The organism is Brevibacterium sp. LAARM3_SD1 (genome assembly GCF_057364765.1).
Genome location: NZ_JBNFOL010000033.1, coordinates 1 through 22,137, shown reverse-complemented (window position 1 = coordinate 22,137; position 22,137 = coordinate 1). Strand labels below are relative to the sequence as shown.

Genomic DNA, 22,137 nt, shown 5'->3' with positions numbered 1-22,137 from the left:
CACAGCGGTTCTCTACTTCCGGAATTCCCAATGCCACGGCTCGGGCAGCGACCCCGTCTGCCTCGCCCAGCCCGGATGGATCCACCCGAACTTCGGAGCATTCGCCCGCATCCACTGATGCTGCGCGGTGCCGAAGGAATTGATCCCGCTGCCGAGGTCGACCGCCAGCGCCCACCCATGATTCGACGTTCCCGGTGTCGCCGCCATCCGCCCCTTCCGCCGTTTGAGGATCACCTGCGTGGCGTAGTCCCGGTAGGCATCGGTGACGGAGATCGGGGCACCGAACCGAGCTTCGAACGCCGTCGAGAGCCGATCGAACGCCGCCTGAGCATCACAACGCAGCATCTGCCCGGGAGCCGTATTCAGCTGACACATCGCCGAGGCGGGAATCCGCCCATTGCTGTGACCGCCCCACGCCCCGGCACCGGAAGTGGTCGAATCCCCGCCGCCCTTCGGTTCTTTTGCAGGCTTGCGTGACAGCGGCAGCAATGCCGACTGCTCCTGACCGAAGAATTTGCCCGGGTCGACGTATCTCCTGTCGCTTGCGGCCGGCCATGCCCCGATATGCAGACATGAACGCTGACAGTGACCTCCGCTGCCCACCGTGCCGATCTGCTCACCGGCGGTGAAACTCTCACCCTTCTTCAGCGACGTTGCGGCCGGTTGGAAGGTGAGCACATGATCGGACTCGGTGAGGATGCTGACAGTGGCCACTCCCGCCACCGGTCCTGCAAAGCGGACCGTCCCTCCCGTCGGTGCCCGCAGCGGCTCGCCCTCGAGAGCGAGCACGTCGATTCCACGATGTCCCTTGAGCCACGGCTTGTCCGGGGGATCGAAGGCTTCGATGGTCTCCATCGCCGGGACCGGAGTGACCCAATTCGTCGGAGCACTCCTCTGCGAACCGCTCTGCGCCGTTGTCGACACGGGCCCGGAAGCGGCGCTCGCCTCCGGGGGAGTGGTCGTGACCACCAGAGCCGCTGCGATGATCACGGCAAGAAGCAGTGACTCTGGTGAGCCGAGGTGGGAGCGTCTCGTTCGGAGACGGAACAGCAGTCGGAGGCGGTCGAACGCGAAGAGAGACATAGGAGCATGCAACCCCATGGAGCACGGTCGAGTCACGGTAGAGAATCACCGCTGTGGACGAATCGTCTCCCTCCACAGGGCTCCGACGTTCGAGTCAGACGACCGTCCACAGGAAACGGTGGCCCAGTGCACCGAAACGACGGCCACCCAGCTCACCACGACCGAAGCGAATCGTTCACAGCGGCGCACCCCGAACCGAACGATCCACACCGGTCGACGCACGAGTCGATGCGGCGATGAGGGTCGGTGGGCCGCCTCGGCGAGGGATCGATCTCGATTGGAAATGACTTGCCCAACCGGGATAGACTTGAGCCCAGCAGAAGCGTGTCTTCTGACTACGCGTATCCGAATTCTTCTCCTTCCCATGGTGCAGGCAGCCGTCAGGTGTGCCTGTGGGGCGGACGAACCGGGTACCAGGAATCAACCGAAAATGTCATCGACGCATCCCGTCGGTCGAATCGATGCGGACCCTCAGAGGTTCGCTTTGAGAACGGGCGACGCGCGCGTGACGTAAAAGCACCCTGAGGGTGCACAGAAAGGAGGGCGTCGGCATGGCCGTCGTCACCATCCGCCAGCTGCTCGACAGCGGCGTTCACTTTGGACACCAGACCCGTCGTTGGAACCCGAAGATGAAGCGCTTCATCTTCACCGAGCGCAACGGCATCTACATCATCGACCTGCAGAAGTCGCTGGGCTACATCGACAACGCCTTCGAATTCGTCAAGGAGACCGTGGCCCACGGCGGCTCGATCCTCTTCGTCGGCACCAAGAAGCAGGCCCAGGAATCCATCGCTGAGCAGGCTCAGCGCGTGGGTCAGCCCTACGTCAACCAGCGTTGGCTCGGCGGTATGCTCACGAACTTCCAGACCATCTCGATGCGTCTGCGCCGCCTCAAGGAACTCGAAGAGATCGACTTCGACGACGTTGCAGGTTCCTCGCACACCAAGAAGGAACTGCTCATCCTGCGTCGCGAGAAAGACAAGCTCGAGAAGACCCTCGGCGGTATCCGCGACATGCAGCGCACTCCGTCTGCCGTCTGGATCGTCGACACCAAGAAGGAACACCTCGCGGTCGACGAAGCCAAGAAGCTGGGCATCCCGGTCATCGGCATCCTCGACACCAACTGCGACCCGGACGACGTCAACTACCCGATCCCGGGCAACGACGACGCCATCCGCTCCGTCTCGCTGCTGACCCGCGTGGTCGCCGACGCCGTGGCCGAGGGCCTCATCGCCCGCCACTCCTCGGACGACGCCAGCGGTGAGAAGAACGTCTCCGCCGTCGAGCCCATGCCCGAGTGGGAGCGCGAGCTCCTCGAAGGCAAGACCGAAGAGAACGGCACCGAGGCTGCTGCCCCGGCCGAAGAAGCCGCTCCGGCCGCTGAGGCCGAAACCGCTGAAGCTGCCGACTCCACCGAGTCGACCGAGTCCTGATTTCGTTTAACTCCACCATCCTGAGGAGAAGGAATGGCAAACTACACTGCCGCTGATATCAAGGCACTGCGCGAGAAGACCGGCGCGGAATGATGGACGTCAAGAAGGCTCTCGACGAGTCCGACGGCGACCAGACGAAGGCCATGGAAGCCCTGCGCATCAAGGGCCTCAAGGGCGCCACCAAGCGCGAAGGCCGCTCGACCTCCGACGGTCTGGTCGCGACCTCCGTCGAAGGCGGAGTCGGCACCATGATCGAGCTCAACTCGGAGACCGACTTCGTGGCGAAGTCCGAACCGTTCGTCAAGCTCTCGGAAGAGGTCCTCGGACTGGCCGTGGCGAACAAGGCCGATTCGGCCGAGTCGCTGCTCGCCGCTGAGACCGACGGCAAGCCCGTCTCCCAGTTCATCACCGAATCCGGTGCCTCCCTGGGTGAGAAGGTCGACCTGCGTCGCGTGGGTCGCCTCGAGGGTTCCAAGATCGCCTCCTACCTGCACCGCACCAACAAGGACCTGCCCCCGCAGGTCGGCGTGCTGCTGGCATTCGAGGGTGACGACGAGACCGTGGCACACGATGTCGCCGTGCACATCGCCGCCATGGCCCCGAAGTACTTCTCCCGCGAAGACGTTCCCGCCGATCTCGTCGAGAACGAGCGTCGCATCGCCGAAGACACCGCGAAGAACGAAGGCAAACCCGAGCAGGCTCTGCCGAAGATCATCGAAGGTCGCGTCAACGGCTTCTTCAAGGAGAACTGCCTGCTCGACCAGGGATTCGCCAAGGATCCCAAGCAGTCCGTGGCCAAGGTGCTCGAGGCTGCCGGCGTCAAGGCAACCGGCTTCCTGCGCTACCGCGTCGGAGCCTGATACACCACTGACCGTGAAGCGGATACGTCTCTGCTTCCGAGGTTCAGCGCGTGAGTGAGAACTCACCCGAGGAGCGGGGTCGGACCAATCGGTCCGGCCCCGTTTTTCGCTAGACTGTCCCAGACGCCCGATCACAGTGAAGATCCCACCGGGCACAGACCTGCCCGCACGGAAGAAGGACTCCATGACAAGCACCCCAGTTCACGAATCCAGCTACGCCAGTCGAGCGGTGCGCACTCATCGCCGCCGTGTTCTGCTCAAGCTCTCCGGCGAGGTCTTCGGCGGCGGCAAGATCGGCGTCGACCCCGACGTCGTGGCCGCTGTCGCCCGTGAGGTCGCTCCCACCACCGAGGATGTCGAGGTCAGCATCGTCGTTGGCGGCGGCAACTTCTTCCGCGGCGCCGAACTCTCCCAGCGCGGCATGGACCGCACCCGTGCGGACTACATGGGCATGCTCGGCACTGTGATGAACTGCCTGGCTCTGCAGGACTTCCTCGAGCAGACGGTGTCGACACCCGCGTGCAGACCGCGATCCCGATGTCGCAGGTCGCCGAATCCTATATTCCCCGCCGCGCCATGCGTCATATGGAGAAGAACCGCGTCGTCATCTTCGGCGCCGGAGCCGGACTCCCGTACTTCTCCACCGACACCGTGGCCGCCCAGCGCGCGCTCGAGGTCCACGCCGATGAGGTCCTCATCGCCAAGAACGGTGTCGACGGCGTCTACACCGCCGACCCCAAGGTCGACCCGAACGCCGAGAAGATCGCCGAGATCAGCTACCAGGACGCCTTGCAGCGCGGCCTCAAAGTCGTCGATGCGACCGCCTTCAGCCTGTGCATGGACAACAAGCTGCCGATGCACGTCTTCGGTATGGAAGGCGAGGGCAACCTGCGCAAAGCCATCATCGGTGAGAAGATCGGCACGGTCGTTCACTGAGACCCATCCCGCCGAGGCGGTTCATCCCAGCGAGGTGGCCCGGCCCTGACCGCAGGTCGATCCCGACAGCGTTGAACCGCTGACAACGAGGCGGCCTGCCCCCGCACATCCACGCAGGTGAGAACACTCCTGCGAAGATTCGGTGCGGCATTTTCCAGCGATGACCCATAGAATGAACTCAAAGCTTTAAGAGATGGAAAGAGGCAACCGTGATTGAAGAGACACTGGCCGAAGCCAGAGAGAAGATGGACAAAGCCGTCGAATTCACGCAGGACGACTTCGCGTCGATCCGCACCGGCCGCGCCAACCCCGCACTGTTCGCCGAAATCGAGATCGACTACTACGGTGCCCCGACGCCGCTGCAGCAGCTCGCCTCGTTCCAGACGCCCGAGGCACGCACGATCCTCGTGACCCCCTATGACAAGGGCACGCTGAACGACATCGAGAACGCTCTGCGCAACTCCGACATCGGTGCGAACCCCGCCAACGACGGCAACGTCATCCGCGTCGTCCTCCCGGACCTCACCGAGGAACGCCGCAAGGAATACGTCAAGATCGTCAAGGGCAAAGCCGAAGACGGCAAGGTCTCCATCCGCAACATCCGCCGTCACGCCAAAGAGACGCTCGAACGGATCAAGAAGGACGGCGAAGCCGGCGAGGACGAGGTCACTCGCAGCATCTCCGAACTCGACGATCTGACGAAGAGCAAGGTCGAAAGCGTCGATAAGCTGCTTGCGCAGAAGGAAGCTGAGCTGCTCGAGGTCTGATGATCGCAGTGACAGGGTCCGACAGCCCCGCGACAGATCCGGCTCCCTTCGGGGAGCCGGATCCGTCAGGCGAGGCCGCGCGGTCAGAGACCCCTTTCCCCAGACGCCGAGATCTGCGCAACTCGGACAAGCCGTATTCGCCTGACGACCCGGAGTCGAACCCCACCGCCGAGGCGCCGCGGCCGAAAGCGAACTAGAGCAGAAGGACTACGGTCGGGCCGGACGCAACCTGCCGGCCGCGATCGGCATGGGGCTGCTCATCGGCGGAGTAGTGCTGGCATCTCTGATCTTCCTGCCGATCTCCTTCCTCTTCATCGTCCTCATCGGCATCGTCGCCGCAATGTGGGAGCTGGCGAACGCGCTGTCACGCTCCGGTTCCCTCGTCTCCCGCGTGCCCACAATGGTGTCGGCCGCCTGTATGGTCGTCGCCACCTTCATCGGCGGCCGCGAAGCCCTCTGGGTGACCTTCGCCGCCAGCGCCGGAGCGGTCATGCTCTTCACGATGGTCGAGCGCCGGAAGAACGCAGTCAAAGACGTCTCGCTCTCCCTCTTCGCCCTCACCTACGTCGGCCTCATGGCCTGCTTCATCGTCTACATCCTCACCCAGCCGGACGGCAATTTCTTCGTCATCATCTTCCTCTCCGCCGTCGTCGCCTCCGACACCGGCGGCTACGTCTTCGGCGTGTTGTGGGGCAAACACCCCATCGCCCCGAGGATCTCCCCGAAGAAGTCCTGGGAGGGCTACCTCGGCTCCACCGTCTTCGCCGCAGTCGTCGCGACGATCCTGGCGGTCACGGTCGTGCGGCGTTCTGGACCGGTCTGGTCATCGGTGCAGTCATTCCCGCTTTCGCCACCCTCGGCGATTTCAGCGAATCGATGATCAAACGCGACCTCGAACTCAAGGACATGGGCACCCTGTTGCCCGGGCACGGCGGTGTGATGGACCGACTCGACTCGATCCTGCCGACAGCTCCCGTTGCGCTCGTCCTCTTCTCGGTGCTGCCCGGCTACCTCTGACCTGCCCGGCTGACACCGACTCGTCTGGCCGACTCCGCCCAGGGCCTGGTTCGCACGCGCCCCGTTCTCATCCCGCCCGACGTGGCGGCTCACACACGACAGCCGCGCGGCGAACATGAGACAATGGCCGTGTGAGTTCTCAAGCAGGCAGAAGGCAGACCAGGCCCGTCGTCGAACATGCCGACGGCACGACATCGAAGACCCCGATGCGCGATGGCCGTCCCCTTCTCAACTTCAAGTCCGCACGGGTCAAGCAGCCGCCTCAGCATCTGGCCGATATGACGATGGACGAACGCATCGACGCGGTCAAGGAGATGGGACTGCCCGCATTCCGGGCCAAGCAGGTCTCCACCCACTACTTCAGTCACTACGTCACCGACACCGAGGCGATGACGGATCTGCCCAAGGACACGCGGGCTGAGATCCAGGAACGGTTCTTCCCGCACCTGCTCACCGAGGTACGCCGCCTGCGCACCGAGAACGGCGACACCATCAAGTTCCTGTGGCGCCTCTTCGACGGAGCTCTCGTCGAGTCCGTGCTCATGCGCTACCGCAACCGCGTCACCCTCTGCGTGTCCAGCCAGTGCGGCTGCGGAATGAACTGCCCGTTCTGCGCCACCGGCCAGCAGGGTCTGACCAGGAACATGTCCACGGCCGAGATCGTCGAACAGGTCGTCCGCGCCAACCAGGTCATCGCCGCCGGCGAACTCGCCGAGGCTCCGAAGTCGGATATGCCCGGTGCCGGCGAGACCGCGCTCGGCGCGGAAGCCGACGATGACGATGCGGCGGGGGAGTCCGCATTCGACGGGGAGGCCACGGCCGCCTCGGCGAGCGGACCCGAACGGGTCTCGAACATCGTCTTCATGGGTATGGGCGAACCCCTGGCCAACTACAAGCGAGTGATGAACGCGGTACGCCGATTCGTCGGACCCACGCCCGAAGGATTGGGCATGTCGGCACGGCGGATCACGATCTCCACGGTCGGCCTGGTGCCCGGCATCAACAAGCTCGCCGCCGAGGACATCCCCGTCACGTTCGCGCTCAGCCTCCACGCGCCCGATGACGAACTGCGCGACGAGATGATCCCGGTCAACACGCGCTGGAAGGCCGACGAAGCCATCGACGCCGCCTATAACTACTACCAGGTGACCGGACGGCGAGTGAGCATCGAATACGCGCTCATCAAGGACATGAACGACCACGCCTGGCGCGCCGAACTGCTGGCGAAGAAACTCAACGCCCGCGGACGCGGCTGGGTCCACGTCAACCCGATCCCGCTCAACCCGACGCCGGGCTCGGTGTGGACGGCCTCCGAACCGGAAGTCGCCGACGAATTCGTCCGCCGCCTCATCGATCAGGGCATCCCGACGACGATCCGCGATACCCGCGGCTCCGACATCGACGGCGCCTGCGGACAGCTCGCCGCAGCCGACTGATCGACGCCCGGAACGACGTCCGGATCGGCACTCGCCGACCGCGGCCACGCAATTTCTGCGGCTTCCATCTAAGATGGTGGAAACACCACAGCCACTCGCTTCTGGAGGAGACATGGCGGACACGACTTTCCCTCGAATGTCCGGTTGGAAGAACGGATACGACCCCAAGCAGGTCGACAGCTTCTTCAAGCGCGCACGTGAGTCCTTCGAACGGCCGACGCCGCAGCCCGGCGACCTCGACTCCCGGGCGGTGCGCACGGTCGGCTTCGACCTCGTCCGCAAGGGCTACCACGTCGCCGTCGTCGATGCCGCACTCGACCGTCTCGAAGACGCATTCGCCAAGCAGGCGCGCGATCGTCTGATCGCGCAGTCCGGTCAGGACGCCTGGGTCTCTGAGCTCACCCGTGTGGCAGCGTCCCTGCGGGGACGCCTGGTCCGCGAACCCGGAGAGCGCTTCGACAACCCGCCTCCCGGAGTCATCGGCTACGACATCACCCAGGTCGACGACATGTGCGACAAGGTCAACTCGTACTTCACGCAGGGCGTGGCGATGAGCGTGGACCAGGTCCGTCGCGTGCTGTTCAAGACGGCGAAAGGCAAGAAGGCATACAACGAGGACCAGGTCGATGCGTTCATCGACCGCGTCGTCGAAGTGATGGCTTCCGTTGACTGATTTCCACTACTTCGCGGTCCCGACCGCGACCGATCCCGGCACGCTCAACCCGGTGTACGAACTCCTCGACTTCCCGATCGCGATGGGCAAGGCCGAAGACATCGTGCTCACCGGACCGGCTCCGGAGAAACCGCTCGTCGACGGCCGCGAAGTCACGGATCCGCGCCTGATCAAGGCGCTGTCCGTTCCCGTCGAACTCGACCGCGCCGAGGTACTCGACCGCAGCTCGAAGCTCGCCGGAGTGCTGCGTGCCATGGGCGTGGTTCCGGAATCCGGTGCCACGCTCACCCTCGCCGAGGATGTCCCGCCCTTGGCGCGGGCGCTCGGACTGCTCGCTGCCGCCCGGATCGGACTCCCGGTGGATCTGCGCGCCGGGACCGGCGGAGCGACTTTGGGTGTCGGAACTGACGGTGGCGGTGCTGGCGTTGGTGCCGGCGAAGGAGTCGGCGCAGATTCTGCCCAGAACACGATCGTCCTGCACGGAATCGTTGCCGAACCGATCGAGCCGGGCCGTGCCTCAGTGCGGGTCACTCGTTCACGCTTCGAAGGTGTCGGCCTGACTATCGGCTCCGAGACCGCGAACCTCGACCAGGCGATGCGCGACTCCCGAGTCGAATTCGCCGCTGTCGTACCGCTGGCACCCGACCACACGCTGTTGCTCACCGACGACGGTGAGATCGCAGCCGGATCGAGCCTCAACTGGTACCGCAACGAGGTCCTCTCTGCCTCCTGAGGCCTGGCAGACCAGGGGCTTCGACCCGAGAGACGACATCGACGCTCGGGCTGATCGGCGCTTCCCGCAGACCGTGGACACGCTGCGCGCGGCGGGCTGCGTCTTCGCCGAAGACGAAGCAGTGATCCTCCTTGAGGCGGCGGTCGCAACTGACTTCACTGGCTCCGCACCTGTCGTCGATGGCTCCGCAACTGCCGTCGCCGGCTCCGCGCCGAGACTCGATGGGCTGGTGGCTCGCCGTGTATCCGGTGAGCCCCTCGAGCAGATCGTCGGATGGGTCGACTTCGCCGGTTTGCGATTGAGTGTCCAGCCCGGAGTGTTTGTGCCACGGCAGCGGACAAGACTGCTGGCCGAACGCGCAGTGGCCGCCGTCAGGCAGCTGACCGACCACCGGGGGAGTGGCGCCGGACCAGGAGCGCAATCGGTCCCACAACCCATTGTGCTCGAAGCCTTCTGCGGAGTTGGTCCCGTCGCCGCCGTCGTGGCCGCCTTGGTGCCGGATGCGGTCATCCACCTCGGTGATGCCGACGAACAGGCTTTGCGATGCGCCGTGACGAACGTGGAAGCCTCAGCACAGACGGGGGAGTCCGGTGCCACCGTGGAAGGGCATGTCCTCGACTGTCTGGACGGACTGCCGGACGAGCTGCGCTGCGGCGTTGACGTCATCGCGGCCGTCCCGCCCTATGTGCCCGTCACCGCCGTCGACTTCCTGCCGCGCGAAGCTCTCGACTTCGAACCGAGCACTGCTCTCTTCGGCGGCCCCGATGGGCTCGACCTCGTTCGACGGCTCATCGCGGAGTCGCTCGACTGGTTGGCTCCGGGCGGTGTGCTGCTCATCGAACTCGGCCGCGACCAGGTCGCGGAGGCCACCGGGTTCGCCACCGCGCGAGGGCTGGAAGTCCGGAGCCACCTCGGCGAGGATGACCACACCGTCGTCCTCGAACTGCGACGGGCACCTGCGGGCCACGGGAAGAAATGACAACGGTCGGCTGAAGTCGGGTGGTTTCAGCCGGCCCGGCTGCCTACCGACTGGTTCTAAATGCACGCGCACGGCCTTAAGGCTGCGCGCCTGCACGTTGAACTAGTCGGTGCGGGTGGCGTCGGTACGCAGACCGCCCGCCGAATCCTTGCGGATTCGACGGGCGGTAGGTTGCTCAGCGCTCAGCAGCGCCTAGGCGACGTCGCTCAGTTGGCGAAGGCGTTGATTCCGGTCATCGTGCGACCCAGGGTCAGCTGATGCACTTCGTGCGTGCCTTCGTAGGTGAGCACGGTCTCCAGGTTGACCGCGTGACGCAGCGGCGGGTACTCGCTCGTGATGCCCGAGCCGCCGAACAGTGCGCGCAGGTCACGGCAGACATTCATCGCGGTGTCGACGTTGACCATCTTGCCCAGGCTGATCTGCTCCGGACGCACACCCTTCTCCGAGTCCTTGATCTTGCCCAGGTGAGCGGCGAGCAGAGTGATCTGCGAGTACTGGCCGAAGGCCTTCGCGAGTTTCTGCTGAGTGATCTGGAACGATGCCAGCGGGCGATCGAACTGGACGCGGGTGCCGGTGTACTCCAGAGCGGAGAGCAGCGCGTCGCGGGCGGCTCCGGTGACACCGAAGACGATGCCGTAGCGGGCCTCGGACAGGCAGGACAGGGGGCCCTTGAGTCCCTTGGCCTTCGGCAGCATGGCATCCTCGGGGAGACGAACGTTGTCGAGGACGATCTCACCGGTGATCGACGCACGCAGCGAGATCTTGCGGTGGATCTCCGGAGTCTGCACACCCTCGGTGTTCGAGGGGACGACGAAGCCGCGGACGACGTTCTTGCCCTTGTCGTCGACCTCTTCGGTCTTGGCCCACACGACCATGACGTCGGAGACAGGGGAGTTCGTGATCCACATCTTCGCGCCGTTGAGGATCCAGTCGGATCCGTCCTTCTTCGCGGTCGTCTTCATGCCCGACGGGTCGGAGCCGACATCGGGTTCGGTCAGACCGAAGCAGCCGATGGCCTTGCCGGCGGCCATCTTCGGCAGCCATTCTTCCTTCTGCGCTTCCGATCCCCAGTGGTGGATGGCGAACATCGCCAGCGAACCCTGCACAGACACCAGCGAACGCAGACCGGAGTCGATGGCCTCGAGCTCACGGCAGGCCAGTCCGTACTGAGTTGCGGTCGATCCGCCGCAGCCGTAGCCGTCGAGGTGCATGCCCAGCAGGCCGAGTTCGCCGAGTCCTTCGGCCAGTGCGCGGGCGGGGATGGTGGCGTCGAGGAAGTAGTCGCCGATCTTCTCACGGACGTTCTCGTCCAGCCACTTCTTCACGATCGATGCGAATTCGAGGTCATCGGGTTCGAAGACCGAATCCAGTCCAAGAATGTCGTCAGGGCTCAGCGTCTTGCTCATATCCATCTCTTTCGCCATTGATTCTCTTCACTCACTTACTCTGCCCGAACACCTCGAAGGGTCGGTGTCCCGAAGCGCGTCAGATGACCATGGTCCGTCGGGCGCCACACGAGTCCGTGTCGAGTCATTTCCCAGAGAACTTTGGCATCATCGGTTGGCGTGAGTAAACGTGGTTTCATTGTAGTCGGCTCAACCGGTTCGGTCGGCACCCAGGCCCTTGATGTCCTCGCCGAACACCGGGACGAGCACGCGGTTCTCGGCTTGGCCGCCGGGACCCAGATCGACCTTCTGCTCGAGCAGGCCCTCGATTTCCACGTCCCCGTCATCGGGCTCACGATCCCACCAGCCGGAGGCGAAGCCGAGGTGCGTGCGCGGCTGACCGAGATGGCTGCCGAGCGGGGCATCGCCGATCCCGTCGAAGCCATCCACTTAGGTGTCGACGCCGCCGAGGCGGTCGCGGGCTTGGACGCGGACATGGTCCTCAACGCGATCACCGGTGCCGCCGGCCTCGGCGCAACCCTGGCCGCTCTCGACCGCGGCACGGATGTGGCCCTGGCGAACAAGGAATCGCTCATCATCGGCGGATCCATTGTGCTCGACGCCGCTCGTGCCTCCGGCGCACGACTCGTACCGGTCGACAGCGAGCACTCCGCCATCGCCCAGGCGCTGCGCGCCGGCACGCACGGAGAAGTCAGCAAACTCATCATCACCGCCTCGGGCGGGCCCTTCCGCGGCATGACCCGTGATGCCCTGCGTCGGGTCACTCCCGCTCAGGCGCTCAACCATCCCACGTGGTCGATGGGGTCGATGATCACCATCAACTCGGCGACCCTGGTCAACAAGGGCCTCGAAGTCATCGAAGCGCACCTGCTCTTCGGCATCGACTTCGACCACATCGAAGTCGTCGTGCATCCGCAGTCGCAGATCCATTCGATGGTCGAATTCGCCGATGCTTCGACGATCGCACAGATCTCCCCGCCGGATATGCGCCTGCCGATCTCCTACGCTCTGGGCACCCAGGACGACGGAACGACGAGGCGTTTGACCTCGGGAGCCGTCCCGCACAACTGGGGACAGCCCATGCACTGGTCATTCGAACCGGTCAACCATCTCGCCTTTCCCGCGCTCGGTCTGGCCATCGACGCCGGCCGAAAGGGTGGCAGCTATCCGGCGGTGCTCAACGCCGCCAATGAGGAGCTCGTCGCCGCATTCATCGCCGGCGACATCGCCTTCACCGGAATCGACAAAGGTCTGGCCCGTGCTTTGGCCGCTCACGAACCGGCGGCCGAGCATACGGTCGAGACCGTGCTGGCCGCCGACGCATGGGCACGCGACTTCGCTCGCGCCGATGTCGCCGATCAGAACGGAGGCCGCCGATGACAGTTGTGCTCTACATCGTCGGGATCATCCTCTTCCTCATCGGCATCTCGATCTCGATTGCGCTGCACGAACTCGGCCACCTCACCCCGGCGAAGAGGTTCGGGGTCAAAGTCACGCACTATATGGTCGGCTTCGGACCGACCTTGTTCTCCTTCCGCCGCGGTGAGACCGAGTACGGCATCAAAGCGTTCCCGCTGGGCGGGTTCATCGCGATGCCGGGAATGTATCCGCCCGAGGAGGCGACGAAGGCTCGCCATGAGGGAGCCGTCGCGGCGCAGAAGGGCGGCAGTGCCAGCGGCGTCGCCGCTCCGCTGCGCCGGGACCGGAAGAAGCGGAAGGGGCGGCTGTTCGAGGACACGATGGCCGATGCCCGGGAGTTCTCGAACCAGGAGATCGAGCCGGGGGAGGAGCACCGGACGTTCTATGCGCTCAGCGTGCCCAAACGGCTCGTCGTCATGTTCTCTGGTCCCTTCGTCAACCTCGTCCTGGGCATCCTCATCATGGGAATCTCGCTGCTGGGCATCGGTGTGATCACCCCGACGACGACCGTCCAGACCGTCGTCGAATGTGCGGTGCCCGCCTCCGAAGCGCAGCAGCGTCCCGCCTCGGAGCAGAACACCTGCCGTGACGACGATCAGCTCACCCCTGCGTGGGAAGCCGGGATCAAACCGGGGGATGAGATCACCGCGATCGCCGGCACCGAGACGAACGACTGGGACCAGCTGTCCTCGGTCATCAAGGACCATGCCGGCGAACGCGTCGACGTCGACTTCATCCGCGACGGTCAGTCCCAGACAGTGACCGTGCCGATCATCGCCACCGAACGGCCGAAGGTCGACGAGAACGGCAAGGCCATGGTCAACGCGGACGGGACCCCGCAGACGGAGACCCAGGGATTCTTCGGCGTCGGACCGGTGCAGGAACGTCAGTCCCTGCCGCTCGGGGAGTTCCCCGGAGCCGTGTGGGACCAGGTGAGCGGTGTGTTCCACGCGATCATCACCCTGCCGGTCAAACTCGTCGACATCGGCGAGGTGGCGGTCGGCACGAAGGATCGCGACGCCGAGGGACTCGTCGGCATGGTCGGCGTCGGGCGTATCGCCGGAGAGATCGTGTCAACCGACCAGATCGACGTCATTGACAAGGCGCAGATGGGGCTGGGCATGCTCGGCTCGCTCAACATCTTCCTCTTCGCGTTCAACATGATCCCGCTGCTGCCTCTCGACGGCGGGCACATCGCCGTGGGCCTCTACGAAGGTGCGCGCCGCCGCATCAACCGGTGGCGCGGACGCGGACTCGTCGGCCCCTTCGACACTGCGAAGCTGCTGCCGCTGACGTATGTGTGCATCGGACTGATGCTGTGCATGACGGCGCTGCTCGTCTACGTCGACCTGGTCAAACCCATCACCCTCGACGCGATCTTCAACTCCGGGGGTTAGTTTCCGGGCGGCAGGAGGGCTCAGGAACTGAGGGTGATCGCCTGCACCTCGCCGAGGTGATTGAGTCCGACCGTGATCGTGGCCTTCGCCTCTGCCTTACTCGGCACCGTGACGATTCCGCGCAAAGGGGAGACCATCGTGAGGTCCGCCTCGGTGAGGGGACGGTCGAGCTGCTTCTCCGTTCGCCACCGTGCGAAGCGCTCCCGCCGCTCGTCGCGGGGTTCGTCGAGGTCCATGTTCATCGAGAAGATCGCCTCGGCGAGGTTGTCGTCGAAGTTGTTGACGAGGTTCGCCGCCGCTATGACGGTGTCGATCTGGGCCCTGGCCGCGGGGTAGCGGGGCACCGGTGCCGAGGTGGTCCGACGTTCCAGTCGGGTGCCCGGTCGTCCCGTGGCCGCCGCCCAGCCGAGATCGAGTGCGTCCTGGACGACGCGCTGCGCCGGATAGTACGTTGTGTTGCCGAGGGCGACGATGCTCATCCCGAGATCCGGGAACCAGCGCATATGTGAGCCGTACCCGGGGTAGCCGCCGGAATGGCAGACGACGCGACCGAAACGCGTGTCCAGACGTGTCTCGAGCCCGTGCCCGTAGCTGAGCGACTCCGCGTGATGGTCGCTCCTCTGGACCTCCATGGTCCGTCGTGGCTGCTGGTTGTCGGTGAGGATCCGCGATCGAGACGCGAGTTCGTAGGTATCCATGCGTTCGAGAGCGTCGAGATGCGCGTCCATCCATGTGCCGATGTCGTTCACGGTGGAGATGACCCCGCCGATCGGGGAGAAGACCCCGGGACCGGTGAGCTCGGCCGGGTGGAGGCCGCCATTGAGGTCAACGCGGTGACCGGGAGCAAGGTCCGGGAAAACGGTGTGGTCGAAACCGGTGCGCTCCAGTTTCAGGGGTCCGAAGACCTCTGTGGACGCGAACTCGGTGAAGGTCCTGCCCGCGACCGCCTCGGCGACCATGCCGAGCAGGGCATAGCCGAGGTTCGAATACTCATAGCCGGTGTCGGCGGGGGCGCAGGCGATCGCACCTCGGTGCACCCAGTCGGTGAGCTCGGCCGGAGTCATCGCCTCCATCCGGTCGGCCCAGGGATCGTCCTTCGTGAACCCGGTGCTCATCGTCAGGGCCTGTCGGCAGGTGCGGTCGGCGATGGCCGTATCAGCCAGTTCAGGGAGCAGGGCACCGAACGACTCGTCGAGGTCGAGCCCGTCCGCGGCGAGCAACCCGATGGCCGCGGCGGTGAAGGACTTCGTCATCGAAGCGATCCGGTACGGGACGTCGGCGTTCGCGGTTCGGGCAGGGCCGCCTCGGCGAAAGATTCCCCAGGCCAGGGACCCGCCCTGGTCGTTGAGCTTCTGTGCTTCGGCGTCGAGGGCCGCGGTCATCGCCTCGACATCGGGTTCGACGAATCCGGGTGTGCTCACAGTTCGCTCCTTCGTGCAGGCTTCACGTCACCTTCACACTACCGTCGGCCGGTGAAACGCGAGCCGGGCCGGTGGGGCGGTGGCGGCGCTGCGGGTGGCGTCACGGGATGCGCCCTGCGGACGCACAGTGGTGTGTCAGTGGGAGGTCCTACAATGGTGATGGTTCGCACAATCCGGGTCCCGCATCGGCGCCGGCTCGGACATTGTGGCTGGTCAGCAGCCCGACTGAAGGGATCCTTCGTGACATCGGTCAATCTCGGAATGCCCGCCCCACCGCCTCCCGTGCTTGCTCCGCGGAGGAAGACGAGGCAGATCAATGTCGGAAAGGTCGGGGTCGGATCCGATTCCCCGGTGAGCGTGCAGTCGATGACGACGACGCAGACGACGGACATCAATGGGACGCTGCAGCAGATCGCCGAACTCACCGCCGCCGGCTGCGATATTGTGCGCGTGGCCTGCCCCACCGCCGACGACGCCGCGGCTCTGCCGATCATCGCCGGCAAATCGCAGATTCCCGTCATCGCCGATATCCACTTCCAACCCAAGTACGTCTTCGCCGCCATCGATGCCGGCTGTGCGGGCGTGCGCGTCAATCCCGGCAACATCCGCAAATTCGACGACCAGGTCAAAGAGATCTCGAAGGCCGCCGCCGAGGCGGGCGTGTCCATCCGTATCGGCGTCAACGCCGGATCGCTCGACAAACGACTGATGGACAAGTACGGCAGAGCGACGCCCGAGGCGCTCGTCGAATCAGCGCTGTGGGAGGCGTCCCTGTTCGAAGAGCACGGGTTCTATGACTTCAAGATCTCCGTCAAACACCATGACCCGGTGATCATGGTCCGCGCCTACGAACTGCTCGCCGAGCGCGGCGATTGGCCGCTCCACCTCGGCGTCACCGAGGCGGGACCCGCTTTTCAGGGCACGATCAAGTCTGCCACGGCGTTCGGTCACCTACTGGCCGAGGGGATCGGTGACACCATCCGGGTGTCGCTGTCCGCGCCTCCCGCCGAGGAGGTCAAGGTCGGCAATCAGATCCTCGAATCCCTCAACCTGCGGCCACGGAAGCTCGAGATCGTCTCCTGCCCGTCCTGTGGGCGCGCGCAGGTGGACGTGTACACGCTCGCCGAACGCGTCACCGAAGGCCTCGAAGGCATGGAGGTGCCGCTGCGTGTGGCCGTCATGGGGTGCGTCGTCAACGGCCCCGGTGAGGCCCGCGATGCCGACCTCGGTGTGGCCAGCGGCAACGGCAAGGGGCAGATCTTCGTCAAGGGCGAGGTCATCCGAACCGTGCCCGAATCCGAGATCGTCGAGACCCTCATCCACGAGGCCAACCGGATCGCCGAGGAGGCAGCGGGGCAGCCATCCGGTGCTGCGTCGGGGCCGCCTGAAGTCACCGTCGGGTAGGTGCGATACCTTGTGAGGACGAACAGAGACATGGTCCAGCCATTGGCCCATGCTCACGGCTGAGAAAGAGTTCAGGGGCACATGGCGCTGAGGATCGCACGACTGGAACATCAGCACACTCGGTGGCTGACGGACCTGCTTGCGCGCAACCCCTGCGAGAACGTCTACCTCATCTCCCTGCTCGAAGTCACGGGCACGGCCCGGGTGGGGTCCCCGGCCGGCACGCTGTACGGAATCTTCGACGGCGACCGGCCCGTCGCCGCCTACTGGGTGGGCGGCAACATCATCCCGGTCGCGGCGACCCCGGCGACGAACGAAGTGCTCGCCCGCAAACTCAACGCCGACGGACGCGTGTCCTGCTCACTCATCGGCAACCGGTCCGTCATCCTCGACCTGCAGCAGCGACTCAATTGGGGCCGAGCGCGCGGAGTGCGCGAACGGCAGCCGCTGCTGGCCATCAGCTCCGACCCGCAGGTGACCCCGGATGAGCACGTGCATCGAGTGACCCTCGACGACCTCGGCGCGGTGTTTCCCGCCAGCGTCGACATGTTCACCAAAGAGGTCGGATTCTCACCGATCGAGGACGGCACCGCCGGATACCTGTCGCGAGTGCGCGGAATCATCCGCGGCAAGAACTGCTACGCCCGGATCTCGTCGACCCTGCCGCAGGGAGGCGCAGTTCCCCACTGGCCGGCCACCGAACAGGACGAACAGGTGCTGTTCAAGGCCGATATCGGCATCCGTGCCCGCCGCATCGTCCAGGTCCAAGGCGTGTGGGTCCACCCCGAGGTGCGCAACCAGGGTCTCGGGGCCGCCGGCATGGCAGCAGTCGTCCAACGCACCCGCGACAAGGGCCATTCCACAGTGAGCCTGTACGCCAACGACTACAACGAGACGGCGCTGCGCATGTATGCCCGCGTCGGCTTCGAACAGGTCGGAACCTTCGCCACCGTCATGTACTGAGAGGTCGGGATGTCAGTCGCGGCGGTTGCGCGACTGCGGCTTGGCCATATCGCCGAGGAACTTCTCCATCTCCCGACGGTCCTTCTTCGTCGGACGTCCCAGACCCTTGTCACGCCGGGGCACGAACCCGCGCAGCGCGGGATCGGGCGGGGGAGTGAGGTCCTCATAGCACTGAACGGCGATGGAGGCCTGCATCCGCGTGGGGATGAAGCCGGTGATCTTCCAGATGAACTCGGAGCCGGCCTTGCGCACCCGCACCTCTTGGCCGATGTTCACTTTCTGCGCGGCCTTGACCCGCTGACCGTCGACCTGTACATGCCCGCCGCGGCAGGCCTGAGTGGCGAGATTGCGGGTCTTGAACATCCGCGTCGTCCACAGCCACACGTCGACGCGCATGTGTTTGTCCGCGTCTCGGTTGATCTCCGTCATCTCACTCCCGTCGGGGTCCCTCGGGGACCTGGACCCGGGTGTCGGCACGCAGCGCCAGAGCCGAGCGCCGGGTGAATGTCTGCGCGGGACGGCCTCGTCCCTGGCTGACAGCTTCCCCGGTGGGGTCGAGCAGCGGCAGCATGGTGCGGCGGAACGTATCGGCCTGCAGGCTCTCACCGGCGACGATCTCGTGGAGTTCGCGCAGCTGACGCAGCGAGAACTCCTTCTCCAGCAGTCCGAAGGGATCCGGGGTGCGCTCGTGGAACGCCCGCAGTCGGTGCACGGCCACGCGGACGATCTCCTGATGTTCGGCACTGAGCTCGCCGACGTCGTGGACGGGAACGAGCTTCCGTCGGTGGACGGGGGAGTCCGGGTGATCGGAATCCGACTCCGGCAGCTCAGCGTCGGCGGTTTCGGGGATGGCCGCCTCGGCGGGGGTGTCATCGGTACCTGGTGCAGACGAATCCGCGACGGCCGCCTCGGTGGGTGCGTCTTCCGTATCCTGCTCACCTGGACCGCCATCCTCGGCGAGTCCGACATCAGCGGCGGAGAGGACATCGAGGTGGGCCACGGAGATGACCCAGCCGCGATCATCACGGTCGGGCTGGTCGAATACGTGCAGCTGGACGGGAGCGCGGTCGACGAGGCGGGCCTTCTCACGAAGACAGCGGGCGACCGCCTCGGCGAGGCGTTCCTGCGGACGCAGGATCGACCCGGGCAGCTGCCACACCCCGTCCCCGGGATGGGTCATGAGAACATGCAGGCCACGGCCGGGCACGGGGCAGAGGACCGCGGTGTCGACCGCGACCGAGGGCCGCGGGAACTGCGTGAGTTGGCTGGGATCAGGCATGCTCTTCGTATCGTTCGGACTCGTCATCTCAGCGGGGACCGGCCGGGGTTCCGGACGGCCCCGACCGATGCTGGGCTTCGGTGCTGCAGCCCCCAGTCTAATTCTCTTCCCCCAGGTGACGAATCCGCGCCCGCACCGATTCCCTCCGGCTCGCCCGCGTGCGATAGTGTTCGATCTGAGTCTTGACAAGTTGAGGAGATTTACCCATGGCCCTGCGCATGTCGTCCCTGTTCGTGCGAACCCAGAAGGAGGACCCGGTCGGCGCCGAGGTGGCCAGCCACAAACTGCTGCACCGTGCCGGATACATCCGCAGGTCGGCACCGGGAATCTACACGTGGCTGCCGCTGGGACTGGCCGTGCTCGGCAAGATCGAGGCCATCGTGCGCGAAGAGATGGCGCTCGCCGGCTCCCAGGAAGTCCACTTCCCGGGCCTGCTGCCCGCCGATCCGTACAAGAAGTCCGGTCGGTGGGAGGCCTTCGGACCCGACCTCTTCCACCTCAAGGACCGCCGCGAGAACGACTACATCCTCGCCCCCACCCATGAGGAGGTCTTCACCCTCCTGGTCAAGGACCTCTACTCCTCGTACAAAGACCTGCCGCTGTCGATCTACCAGATCCAGACGAAGTACCGCGACGAGGCTCGTCCGCGCGCCGGTCTGCTGCGCGGCCGCGAATTCATCATGAAGGACGCCTACTCCTTCGACATCGACGACGCCGGACTCGACGCCTCCTACGAGGCCATGCGCGTGGCCTACCTGCGTGCCTTCGCCCGACTCGGCCTGCCGTGCCTGCCGGTCAAGGCGACCCCGGGCGCCATGGGCGGCTCCGGAACAGAAGAGTTCATCTACCCCTCCGAGGTCGGAGAGGACACCTTCGTGAAGTCCCCGGGCGGATATGCCGCGAACGTCGAGGCCGTGACCTCGATCGTGCCCGAGGCGATTCCCTACTCGCAGTCGCCCGCCGCGCATGTCGAGGACACCCCTGACACCCCGACCATCGAGACCCTCGTGGCCGCTGCGAACGCATCGCACCCGCGCACCGATCGCGAATGGACCGCCGCAGACACGCTGAAGAACGTCGTCTGCGCCGTCACCCACCCCGACGGCACCCGCGAGATCGTCGTCATCGGTCTGCCCGGTGACCGCGAAGTCGATCTCGACCGCGCCGCCGGCACCGGAATGCTCGGCGACGGAGAGGTCGACCTCGAAGCCGCCACGCCTGAGGATCTCGCCGCCCACCCGGAGCTCGTCAAGGGCTACATCGGGCCCGGAAACTCGCTCGATGCGCCGGTCCTCGGCCTCGAATCGCCCTCGAAGATCCGTTATCTGCTGGACCCCCGCGTCGTCGACGGCACCCGCTGGATCACCGGAGCCAACCAGCCCGGCCGCCACGTCTTCGACCTCGTCGCCGGACGGGACTTCGTCGCCGACGGCACGATCGAAGCCGCCCAGGTCGTCCTCGGCGATCCGGCACCGGACGGTTCCGGACCGTTGGAGCTGGCCCGCGGTGTCGAGATCGGTCAGATCTTCAAGCTCGGACGTAAGTACGCCGACTCCCTCGACCTCAAGGTCCTCGACCAGAACGGCAAGGCGACGACCGTGACCATGGGCTCCTACGGCCTCGGCGTCACCCGCGTCATGGCGTGCATTGCCGAGGAATACCACTCCGAGGACGGACTTCTGTGGCCTCAGCACCTGGCCCCGGCCGATGTGCACATCATCGTCGCCGGCAAGGGTGAGGAGATCGCGCAGGCCGCCGAGACGATGACGGCCGAACTCGAAGCCGAAGGTGTCAGCGTCCTGCTCGATGACCGCAACAAGGTCTCGCCCGGATTCAAGTTCGCCGATGCCGAGCTCATCGGCATCCCCACCGTCATCGTCGCCGGCCGCGGTCTGGCCGAAGGCGTCGTCGAGGTCCGCGACCGGTTGGCCGGGGAGAAGTCCGACCAGCCCGTCGCCGAGGTGGTGCCCACCACCGTGGCACGTGTACGTGAGGCGTACGCGAAGGCCGCAGCCGCGGCCGACGCGGCGATCAGCGCCGACCAGAACGCCTGAGCCGCCTCGGTGTTCGAAGCCCTCGCCGGTGGCATCGACGTCACGTGGACGATGGTCCTGTGGCTGCTCGCCGCGGGAGTCCTCGCCGGGTGGATCGATGCCGTAGTCGGCGGGGGCGGTCTGATCCAGCTGCCCGCGCTGCTGCTGGTGCCGGGGATGAGCCCCGTCCAAGCGGTCGCGACGAACAAGATCGGGTCGATTGCGGGCACGACCGCCTCGGCGGTCACCTATCTGCGCAAGATCACCCCGGACCGGTCGGCGACGATCCCGGCGGCAGCCTCGGCGTTCTTAGGCGCCGTGCTCGGGGCGAAGCTCGCGACCTTGGTGCCCAGCGACGCGTTCACCCCGATCATCCTGGTGGCGCTCATCGGCGTCGGGATCTTCACCGTGCTCAACCCGAGCCTCGGCGCCGATGCCACGCTGCGCTTCGGGGAATCGTCGAAACGCCACCACGCGCTGTCGTGGCTGATCGGGCTCGTCATCGGCATCTACGACGGAGTGCTCGGGCCGGGGACGGGATCGTTCCTCGTCATCGCCTTCGTCTCGATCATCGGATTCTCGTTCCTGCAGGCCTCGGCCACGGCGAAGGTCATCAACTGGGCGACGAACTTCGGTGCGCTCGTCTACTTCATCCCCGACGGTCAGGTCGTCTGGCTGCTGGGCGTGATCATGGCCGTCGGCAATGTCACCGGCGGAATCTTCGGCGCCCGCACCGCGCTGGCGAAGGGCTCGGGGTTCGTCCGCGTCGTCTTCGTCATCGTCGTCTCCGCCCTCATCCTCAAACTCGGCTTCGACGTCATCACCACCCTCATCCACTGATTGCTACCTGCGGACCGGCGTCCCAGCAACCTCGCGCGAGGTATCTGGGCCGCCGTCA

General features: G+C 65.5%; 17 protein-coding genes and 3 pseudogenes. 15 read left to right on the top strand and 5 right to left on the bottom strand.

Going from position 1 to position 22,137, the window contains the following annotated elements; all coding sequences use genetic code 11:
• Positions 1 to 12 precede the first annotated feature (12 nt).
• On the bottom strand, positions 13 to 1,083 hold the full coding sequence (locus tag AC2W7L_RS15560) for a D-alanyl-D-alanine carboxypeptidase family protein (RefSeq protein ID WP_486005165.1): 1,071 nt from the start codon (positions 1,081 to 1,083) through the stop codon (positions 13 to 15).
• Between the two features lie 551 nt (positions 1,084 to 1,634).
• Here AC2W7L_RS15560 and rpsB point away from each other — a divergent pair.
• The 9 genes and pseudogenes from rpsB to AC2W7L_RS15515 all read left to right on the top strand — a co-directional run bounded on the left by rpsB (position 1,635) and on the right by AC2W7L_RS15515 (position 9,917).
• Positions 1,635 to 2,516, top strand: coding sequence for a 30S ribosomal protein S2 (gene rpsB / locus AC2W7L_RS15555; RefSeq protein WP_486005164.1), 882 nt, complete (start codon positions 1,635 to 1,637; stop codon positions 2,514 to 2,516).
• Between the two features lie 33 nt (positions 2,517 to 2,549).
• Positions 2,550 to 3,376 (top strand): annotated as a pseudogene (tsf, locus tag AC2W7L_RS15550) (translation elongation factor Ts).
• Between the two features lie 184 nt (positions 3,377 to 3,560).
• Positions 3,561 to 4,312, top strand: a pseudogene (pyrH, locus tag AC2W7L_RS15545) (UMP kinase).
• A gap of 209 nt (positions 4,313 to 4,521) precedes the next feature.
• Entirely contained in the window at positions 4,522 to 5,079 is a 558-nt protein-coding gene (gene frr, locus AC2W7L_RS15540; protein ID WP_486005163.1) for a ribosome recycling factor, read from the top strand.
• A gap of 247 nt (positions 5,080 to 5,326) precedes the next feature.
• A pseudogene (locus AC2W7L_RS15535) lies at positions 5,327 to 6,096 on the top strand (phosphatidate cytidylyltransferase).
• 206 nt (positions 6,097 to 6,302) lie between these two features.
• On the top strand, positions 6,303 to 7,532 hold the full coding sequence (gene rlmN / locus AC2W7L_RS15530) for a 23S rRNA (adenine(2503)-C(2))-methyltransferase RlmN (RefSeq protein ID WP_486005181.1): 1,230 nt from the start codon (positions 6,303 to 6,305) through the stop codon (positions 7,530 to 7,532).
• 112 nt (positions 7,533 to 7,644) lie between these two features.
• The gene (locus AC2W7L_RS15525; RefSeq protein ID WP_025777300.1) at positions 7,645 to 8,205 is read left to right on the top strand and encodes a DivIVA domain-containing protein; all 561 of its coding nucleotides are present in this window, start codon (positions 7,645 to 7,647) and stop codon (positions 8,203 to 8,205) included.
• Positions 8,198 to 8,938: a hypothetical protein gene (locus AC2W7L_RS15520; RefSeq protein ID WP_486005162.1), complete on the top strand. Its 741-nt coding sequence runs from the start codon at positions 8,198 to 8,200 to the stop codon at positions 8,936 to 8,938. Before AC2W7L_RS15525 ends, AC2W7L_RS15520 begins: the two co-directional genes overlap by 8 nt.
• 73 nt (positions 8,939 to 9,011) lie before the next feature.
• A complete protein-coding gene (locus AC2W7L_RS15515) occupies positions 9,012 to 9,917 on the top strand; it encodes a N5-glutamine methyltransferase family protein (protein ID WP_486005161.1) in 906 nt (301 codons plus the stop codon).
• Positions 9,918 to 10,123: 206 nt separating this feature from the next.
• Here AC2W7L_RS15515 and AC2W7L_RS15510 read toward each other — a convergent pair whose 3' ends face one another.
• Positions 10,124 to 11,323, bottom strand: a complete 1,200-nt coding sequence (locus tag AC2W7L_RS15510) for an acyl-CoA dehydrogenase family protein (protein ID WP_486005180.1) — start codon at positions 11,321 to 11,323, stop codon at positions 10,124 to 10,126.
• A gap of 159 nt (positions 11,324 to 11,482) precedes the next feature.
• Between AC2W7L_RS15510 and dxr the strand changes: the two genes are divergently transcribed.
• Positions 11,483 to 12,703, top strand: a complete 1,221-nt coding sequence (gene dxr / locus AC2W7L_RS15505; RefSeq protein ID WP_486005160.1) for a 1-deoxy-D-xylulose-5-phosphate reductoisomerase — start codon at positions 11,483 to 11,485, stop codon at positions 12,701 to 12,703.
• Positions 12,700 to 14,139, top strand: coding sequence for a M50 family metallopeptidase (locus AC2W7L_RS15500; protein ID WP_486005159.1), 1,440 nt, complete (start codon positions 12,700 to 12,702; stop codon positions 14,137 to 14,139). The genes dxr and AC2W7L_RS15500 overlap by 4 nt, the downstream gene beginning before the upstream one ends.
• 20 nt (positions 14,140 to 14,159) lie before the next feature.
• On the opposite strand, the gene AC2W7L_RS15495 is transcribed toward AC2W7L_RS15500, so the two are convergent.
• Complete coding sequence (locus tag AC2W7L_RS15495; RefSeq protein WP_486005158.1) at positions 14,160 to 15,560, bottom strand: serine hydrolase domain-containing protein; 1,401 nt, start codon at positions 15,558 to 15,560, stop codon at positions 14,160 to 14,162.
• A 240-nt stretch (positions 15,561 to 15,800) separates the two neighbouring features.
• On the opposite strand from AC2W7L_RS15495, the gene ispG reads away from it, so the two are divergent.
• Both ispG and AC2W7L_RS15485 read left to right on the top strand, forming a co-directional pair.
• Positions 15,801 to 16,964 carry a flavodoxin-dependent (E)-4-hydroxy-3-methylbut-2-enyl-diphosphate synthase gene (gene ispG, locus AC2W7L_RS15490; RefSeq protein WP_486005157.1) on the top strand — a complete coding sequence of 388 codons (1,164 nt, stop codon included), beginning with the start codon at positions 15,801 to 15,803 and terminating at the stop codon, positions 16,962 to 16,964.
• An 81-nt stretch (positions 16,965 to 17,045) separates the two neighbouring features.
• Entirely contained in the window at positions 17,046 to 17,927 is an 882-nt protein-coding gene (locus AC2W7L_RS15485) for a GNAT family N-acetyltransferase (protein WP_486005156.1), read from the top strand.
• A gap of 12 nt (positions 17,928 to 17,939) precedes the next feature.
• On the opposite strand, the gene AC2W7L_RS15480 is transcribed toward AC2W7L_RS15485, so the two are convergent.
• The gene (locus AC2W7L_RS15480; protein WP_486005155.1) at positions 17,940 to 18,356 is read right to left on the bottom strand and encodes an RNA-binding S4 domain-containing protein; all 417 of its coding nucleotides are present in this window, start codon (positions 18,354 to 18,356) and stop codon (positions 17,940 to 17,942) included.
• A 1-nt stretch (position 18,357) separates the two neighbouring features.
• Positions 18,358 to 19,206, bottom strand: a complete 849-nt coding sequence (locus AC2W7L_RS15475) for an NUDIX hydrolase (RefSeq protein WP_486005154.1) — start codon at positions 19,204 to 19,206, stop codon at positions 18,358 to 18,360.
• Positions 19,207 to 19,412: 206 nt separating this feature from the next.
• Here AC2W7L_RS15475 and AC2W7L_RS15470 point away from each other — a divergent pair, with 206 nt between their 5' ends.
• Positions 19,413 to 21,260, top strand: a complete 1,848-nt coding sequence (locus AC2W7L_RS15470) for a proline--tRNA ligase (protein WP_486005153.1) — start codon at positions 19,413 to 19,415, stop codon at positions 21,258 to 21,260.
• Between the two features lie 9 nt (positions 21,261 to 21,269).
• Positions 21,270 to 22,079, top strand: coding sequence for a TSUP family transporter (locus AC2W7L_RS15465; RefSeq protein ID WP_486005152.1), 810 nt, complete (start codon positions 21,270 to 21,272; stop codon positions 22,077 to 22,079).
• The last annotated feature ends 58 nt before the right edge of the window (positions 22,080 to 22,137 follow it).